At 66.4% G+C, this 6,037-nt stretch carries 7 protein-coding genes; 4 read left to right on the plus strand and 3 right to left on the minus strand.

Annotated features, from left to right (window positions below; genetic code table 11):
- The first annotated feature begins 4 nt into the window (after positions 1-4).
- Together QU44_RS14135 and QU44_RS14140 are read left to right on the plus strand one after the other, a co-directional pair.
- Positions 5-721 (plus strand): ABC transporter ATP-binding protein, encoded by a 717-nt coding sequence (locus tag QU44_RS14135; protein WP_033923010.1) that lies wholly within the window; start codon positions 5-7, stop codon positions 719-721.
- Between the two features lie 127 nt (positions 722-848).
- Positions 849-2,057: an ABC transporter permease gene (locus QU44_RS14140; RefSeq protein ID WP_033923011.1), complete on the plus strand. Its 1,209-nt coding sequence runs from the start codon at positions 849-851 to the stop codon at positions 2,055-2,057.
- A gap of 3 nt (positions 2,058-2,060) precedes the next feature.
- Here QU44_RS14140 and QU44_RS14145 read toward each other — a convergent pair whose 3' ends face one another.
- Genes QU44_RS14145 through QU44_RS14155 form a run of 3 tightly spaced genes read right to left on the minus strand, consistent with a single transcriptional unit; the run spans position 2,061 to position 4,411 of the window.
- Positions 2,061-2,960 (minus strand): DMT family transporter, encoded by a 900-nt coding sequence (locus QU44_RS14145; protein WP_197054333.1) that lies wholly within the window; start codon positions 2,958-2,960, stop codon positions 2,061-2,063.
- Positions 2,917-3,504 carry a nucleotidyltransferase family protein gene (locus tag QU44_RS14150; protein WP_033923013.1) on the minus strand — a complete coding sequence of 196 codons (588 nt, stop codon included), beginning with the start codon at positions 3,502-3,504 and terminating at the stop codon, positions 2,917-2,919. Before QU44_RS14150 ends, QU44_RS14145 begins: the two co-directional genes overlap by 44 nt.
- A complete protein-coding gene (locus tag QU44_RS14155; protein ID WP_033923014.1) occupies positions 3,491-4,411 on the minus strand; it encodes an XdhC family protein in 921 nt (306 codons plus the stop codon). Before QU44_RS14155 ends, QU44_RS14150 begins: the two co-directional genes overlap by 14 nt.
- Before the next feature lie 325 nt (positions 4,412-4,736).
- Here QU44_RS14155 and QU44_RS14160 point away from each other — a divergent pair, with 325 nt between their 5' ends.
- Complete coding sequence (locus QU44_RS14160) at positions 4,737-5,738, plus strand: glycerophosphodiester phosphodiesterase (protein ID WP_033923015.1); 1,002 nt, start codon at positions 4,737-4,739, stop codon at positions 5,736-5,738.
- 1 nt (position 5,739) lies between these two features.
- Positions 5,740-5,985 (plus strand): hypothetical protein, encoded by a 246-nt coding sequence (locus QU44_RS14165; RefSeq protein ID WP_033923016.1) that lies wholly within the window; start codon positions 5,740-5,742, stop codon positions 5,983-5,985.
- Positions 5,986-6,037 lie beyond the last annotated feature (52 nt).

Genomic DNA, 6,037 nt, shown 5'->3' on the forward strand with positions numbered 1-6,037 from the left:
CGGCATGGCGACCCAGCCGATCATCACCCTACGCGGCGTCACCAAAGTATATGGCGAAGGCCCCACCGCGTTTCAGGCGCTGAAAGGGGTCGATCTCGACATCGAACAGGGCGATTTCGTCGCGGTGATGGGGCCGTCGGGGTCGGGCAAATCGACCACGATGAACATTCTGGGCTGCCTCGACGTGCCATCGGCGGGGACGTTCCTGTTCAAGAATGTCCATGTCGAAACGCTCGACCGCGACCAGCGAGCGCTGCTGCGGCGGCGCTATCTGGGATTCGTGTTTCAGGGCTTCAACCTGCTCAGCCGCACCTCGGCGCTCGAAAATGTCGAACTGCCCCTGCTGTATCGCGGCGAGGATAAAAAGGCGCGGCGGGCGATGGGGATGGCGGCGCTCGACAAGGTCGGGCTGGCCAATTGGTGGGACCACACCCCCGCCGAACTTTCGGGCGGGCAGCAACAGCGCGTGGCGATCGCGCGCGCGATCGTTACCCAGCCCGATGTGCTGCTGGCCGACGAACCCACCGGTAATCTCGACAGCGAACGCTCGATCGAAATCATGGAGTTGCTGACCGATTTGAACCGGAATGCGGGCATCACCGTGCTGATGGTGACGCACGAAGGCGACATGGCAGCGTTCGCGCGCACGGTCGTCCATTTCAAGGACGGGCTGGTCGAACGAATCGACAGCCAGCACGCGCGCGGCGAGGTGGTAAAGTGAGCGGCCTTACCTTCCCCCCTCCCGCTTGCGGGAGGGGTCGGGGGAGGGCTTGTTCTCCGACTGCCACGCCCGGCCTCGCCAACACCCCCTCCCCCAGCCCCTCCCGCAAGCGGGAGGGGGGCAAGTAATGCTCTCCACCACCTTCACCCTCGCCGTCCGCTCGATCCGCCGCCATCTGCTGCGCTCGTTCCTGACTATTCTCGGCATCGTCATCGGCGTCGCTGCGGTGGTTACGATGGTGACGCTCGGCCAGGCGACCACCGCTGCGGTCCAGCAATCGATCGCCAGCCTTGGCACCAACATCCTTCAGGTCCGCCCCGGCCAGGGCTTCGGGCGCGGCGGCGGCGGGCCGCGTCCGCCCGACTTCAAGCAACAGGATGTCGCCGCGATCATCGGCCAGATCGCCGGGGTGAAGGCGGTCGCGCCGCAAGCGCAGGCAACCGCCACCGCCATCTACAACGGCGCAAACTGGTCGACGACGATCAACGGCACCACCAATGATTTCTTCGAAGTCCAGCCCTGGAACCTCACCGCCGGGCGCACCTTCCTGCCCCCAGAAGAAGCCGCCGGCAAAGCCGTGTGCATCATCGGCAACACCGTCCGCCAGAACCTGTTCCGCGCCGCCGATCCGATCGGCGAGCGTATTCGCCTGAACGACGTGTCATGCGACGTGATCGGCACGCTCGAGACACGCGGGCAGGCGGGCTTTGGCGGCGATCAGGATGATGTCGTCATCATGCCGATCAAGACGGTCCAGCGCCGCTTTACCGGCAATCGCGACATCCGGCTGATGCTGGTCGGGGTCGATTCGGCCTATGACGGCGCGCAGGTGCAGCAATCGCTCACGACGCTGCTGCGCCAGCGGCGCGCGATCGAGCCGGGGGCGGAGGATAATTTCAACATCTTCGACACCGCGCAGATTTCGGCGACACTCACCGGCACCACCACGCTGCTGACCAGCATCGTCACCGCCGTGGCCGGCATCTCGCTGGTGGTCGGCGGCATCGGCATCATGAACATCATGCTGGTGTCGGTCACCGAACGCACGCGCGAGATCGGCATTCGCCTCGCGATCGGCGCGGTCGCGCGCGAGGTGCTGTTGCAGTTCCTGGTCGAGGCGATCGTGCTGTCGATGCTCGGCGGGTTGATCGGGCTGATCCTGGCGCAGATCGTCATCGCGGTGCTGGTGCCGATCATGCAGGTGCCCTTTATCTTCGATCTGCAGATCAACATCATCGCCTTTGCGATTTCGGCGATCATCGGCGTCGTGTTCGGCTTCTTCCCCGCGCGCCGCGCCGCCGCGCTCAACCCGATCGACGCGCTGCGCCACGAATGATCGTCATCCCGCCACCTGCAACAGCACCAGCCCACTGACCAGCACCACCGCCGCAATCACCCGTCTCCGTCCCGCCCCTTCGCCCAGAAACCGCGCGCCAAACAGCGCCGCCCATACCACCGACGTTTCGCGCAACGCGGCGACCTTTGCCGCCTCGATCAGCGAAAAGGCATACAGCGCGCCGCCGAACGACAGCACCGACAGCGCACCCGCCGACACCCCCAATCGCCACCCAGCGCGAACCGTGCCGATCAGCACCCGCCGCCGCAGCGCAAGCGCGGTGAACGTGATGCACACCCAATCGACCAGAAACAGCCAGACGATATAGGTCCATGGCTGCGGCGCGACCCGAACGCCATTGGCATCGGCGATATTGTACAGCGCGATCCCCACCGACGTCGCCAGCGCCCAGCCAAGGGCGCGCCCATCAGGGTGTTCGCGCCAGGGAGCACGTCCTGCGGGTAGCGCGAACAGGATCACCGCGCCGGTCGCCAGCAGCAGCCCCGCCCAACCCCAAGGGTGCAGTGACTCGCCCAACAGCCACACGCCGCCGATCGCGGTAAATAGTGGCGCAAGCCCGCGCATCACCGGGAAGACCAGGCTCAGGTCACCGCGCTCAAACGCCCGCACCAGGCACAATTGATAGGCGAAGTGCGCCGGAATCGCCCATGCCAGCGCCTCGATCGTCGCTGTATCGGGCAGCGGCACGACCAACGCGAACGGGGCGACGATCAGCGCCGCGCTGCTCGACAAGATGGCCCGGCCCGCCAGAATGTCGCCGCCCATCTTCACCGCCATATTGGCGAATGCCAGCGTCAGCGCCGAAAACAGCCCCAACGCTATGGCCAGCCAGGCAGGATCAGCCACCGCGCGCATAACGGACGCGAAGCGCGGCCAGATCATCGGGCGTATCGATGTCGATCAGTTCATCGGGGCTGGCGATGACGTGTTTGCCGCCGCGCACCAGGGCGCGGGCGCCCTCATCGCCCTCCAGTGCCAAAAGCGTATCGAAATGGCCGCGCCCGAACAGCGCGGGCGGCATCGGGCGGCTGCCGTTGCTCGATGCGACGACCGCGCTTTCACCTTCGGCCCCGTCGATCAGGCGAAGCACATGCGCCGCCGTGACGCGCGGCATATCGGCAAGCGCGACCAGCACCGCCCTGGCATCGATCCGCCGCGCCGCCGCGACGCACAGCCCCAGCGAATGGCCCTGCCCTGCGTCGGCGCGGGGGTTCGCGACAACCTCATACCCACGGCCAGCGAAATCAAGCCGCGTGCCCGACACCACCGCGATTCTGCGCTTGAACGGGATCGCCGCCAGCGCGGTGACGACATGAAACGCCAGCGGTTCGGTGAGGAACGGCTGTTCCAGCTTGTCCGCCGCGCCAAAGCGCTCTGATCGCCCTGCTGCCAGCAGCACCAGCGCGATGTCTTCAGGGGCGATCATGCAACGCCTTCACCATCGCCGCCGCGATCGACAATGCGATTTCGGCGGGGCCGATCGCGCCGATCGCCAGCCCGGCGGGACCGTCGATCCGGTCAAGATCAACCTCGCCAATCCCTGCCGCTGCCAGCCGCTCCCGCCGCGCGGCGTGACTCTTGCGGCTACCCAGCGCCGCGACATAGCCGGTGGGCCGCCGCAGTGCCTCTATCAGCGCGGGATCGTCGATCTTCACGTCGTGGCTGAGCGTCACTACCGCGCTGGTCGGGCCGGGGTTGAGCGCCGCCACCGCCGCATCGGGCCAGCGATCGTCGAGCGCGGTGCCGGGAAACCGCTCAGCGGTGAGAAAGCGTGCGCGCGGATCGATCACCGTCGTCGCGATGCCCAAGGCGCGCGCCAGCTCGACCAGCGCCTGCGCGATCTGCACCGCGCCGATGATCAGCAACCGGCGCGGCGGATCATAGCGATTGACGAACGCCGCCCCCTCGATCGGGCGCAGCGACGATTGCCCGCTGCCAAGATCGGTCTGGATGCTGAGCGACCGGCCCTCACCACGCGCTTCGGCGATGCGATCGAACAATTCGGGATCGAAACCGTCGGCGGCAACCAGCTGCACCAGCACCGCGATCTCGCCGCCGCACGGCAGCCCCACTTCCCAGGCCGCTGCATCGGCAACGCCATATTGCTTCACCACCGCCGGCGCACCCGCAATCACCCCGGCGGCGGTTGCGAGAATGTCGGCCTCGACACAGCCACCCGATACCGATCCCTCGAACCGGCCATCGGCATGGATCAGCATATGGCTGCCGCGCGGGCGCGGTGCCGATCCCCAGGTCGACACGACCGTGGCAAGCGCCATCGGCGCGCCGGCCCATTCGCGCGCGGTGGTCAGGATGATGTCGTTGTCGTTCATGCTTGCCTCAATCGCTCGCCCCGGTTCGTCCCGAGCGCGAGGCCAGGCTCCTGTACGTAGGGCCGACAAGGCCCGCCGTCATCAGATAGCTTGGCATGCTTTCCGCCTGCCGGTCAGACCGACATGTTCGCGCAACAAATCGCGTGGAAAGGTGCGGATAGCCGGTTTCGCTGAAAAGAAAGTGCTGTTGATGGTGAATTGCATGGATCGTTGCGCTGAAGTTACACGTGCGACACGGGGCCAGCGCGCGGGCCTGGGGTTGAAATTGCTGGGCCTTTGCGTGCTGATCGCGACCAGTGGCTGCGCCGCCACGCAGGAGAAGAGGATGCCAATCGCCGCCAAACCGCTGCTGATCGCGCATCGCGGGGCCAGTGGCGAACGGCCTGAACACACGCTGGCCGCCTATGACCTGGCGATCGATCAGGGTGCCGATTTCATCGAACCCGATCTGGTGATGACCAAGGACGATGTGTTCGTCGCCCGCCACGAGAACGACATCACCGACACCACCGACGTCGCGGCCCATCCCGAATTCGCCGCGCGCAAGGCGACCAAGACGATCGACGGCCAGGCGCATACCGGCTGGTTCACCGAAGACTTCACGCTTGCCGAACTCAAGACGCTGCGCGCCAAAGAACGCCTGCCGCAGCTTCGTCCCGGCAATGCCCGCTATGACGGCCAGTTCGAAGTGCCCACGCTCGCCGAAGTGATCGCGCTCGCCAAGCGCCGCTCGGCAGCAACCGGGCGGACGATCGGCATCTATCCCGAAACCAAGCATCCCAGCTATTTCGCCGCGATCGGCCATCCGATGGAGGCGCGGCTGGTGGCCGAATTGCGCGCCGCCGGCTGGGACAGCGCCGCCGCGCCGGTGTTTATCCAGTCGTTCGAGGTCAATAACCTCAAGCGCCTGTCGACCATGACGAAGGTGCGGCTGGTCCAGCTCGTCGCATCGGCCAGCGGCCCGCCCGATGGCGCCGCCCCCAGCTATGCCGCGATGCTGACGCCCGAGGGACTTCGCGCGATCGCCGCCTATGCCGCCGGGCTAGGCCCTGAAAAGTCGCTGGTCGTCACCGCGCAGGGGCAAGTGACGCCGCTGGTCACCAATGCCCATGCCGCGGGGCTGGTCGTCCACCCCTGGACCTTCCGCGCCGAGAATTATTTCCTGCCAACCGATCTTCGCACCGGCAGCGATCCGCGCGCGGCGGGGCAGCTCGATGCCGAGATCGCCCGCTATCTGGCGGCGGGCGTCGATGGATTTTTCACCGATTTCCCGTATATCGGCAATCGCGCGCGCGAAGCCTTCGTGCCCGCTGCCGGGGACGAGTGAGATGCGTAAACAATTGCTGTGGGTGATCGCACTGCCGCTGCTGAGCGGCGGCTGCATCGCCAAGACCGCCTGGGATGTCGCCACCCTGCCGGTGAAGGCGGCGGGTCAGGCGGTCGATTGGACCACCACCAGCCAGGAAGAAAGCGACCGCAACTACGGCCGCAAGATGCGCAAACAGGAAGCCGAAGAAGCCCGCCGCCTACGCGAGGAAGAAAAGCGCCGGAAGCGGGAGGAACGCGACGACTAACGAGCCCGACCGGTCTGATCGGCTTAACAGGCTGCTGAAAAAGGGCTTGGCT

Origin of the sequence: Sphingomonas sp. 37zxx (genome assembly GCF_000786205.1) — a bacterium.
Lineage (GTDB): Bacteria > Pseudomonadota > Alphaproteobacteria > Sphingomonadales > Sphingomonadaceae > Sphingomonas.

Bases quoted from the DNA above. Each gene is read 5' to 3' on its own strand.
- QU44_RS14165 (WP_033923016.1), top strand. From the start codon at position 5,740: ATGCGTAAACAATTGCTGTGGGTGATCGCACTGCCGCTGCTGAGCGGC.
- QU44_RS14160 (WP_033923015.1), top strand. From the start codon at position 4,737: ATGCCAATCGCCGCCAAACCGCTGCTGATCGCGCATCGCGGGGCCAGT.
- QU44_RS14150 (WP_033923013.1), bottom strand. From the start codon at position 3,504: ATGATCGCCCCTGAAGACATCGCGCTGGTGCTGCTGGCAGCAGGGCGA.
- QU44_RS14135 (WP_033923010.1), top strand. From the start codon at position 5: ATGGCGACCCAGCCGATCATCACCCTACGCGGCGTCACCAAAGTATAT.
- QU44_RS14145 (WP_197054333.1), bottom strand. From the start codon at position 2,960: ATGATCTGGCCGCGCTTCGCGTCCGTTATGCGCGCGGTGGCTGATCCT.
- QU44_RS14140 (WP_033923011.1), top strand. From the start codon at position 849: ATGCTCTCCACCACCTTCACCCTCGCCGTCCGCTCGATCCGCCGCCAT.
- QU44_RS14155 (WP_033923014.1), bottom strand. From the start codon at position 4,411: ATGAACGACAACGACATCATCCTGACCACCGCGCGCGAATGGGCCGGC.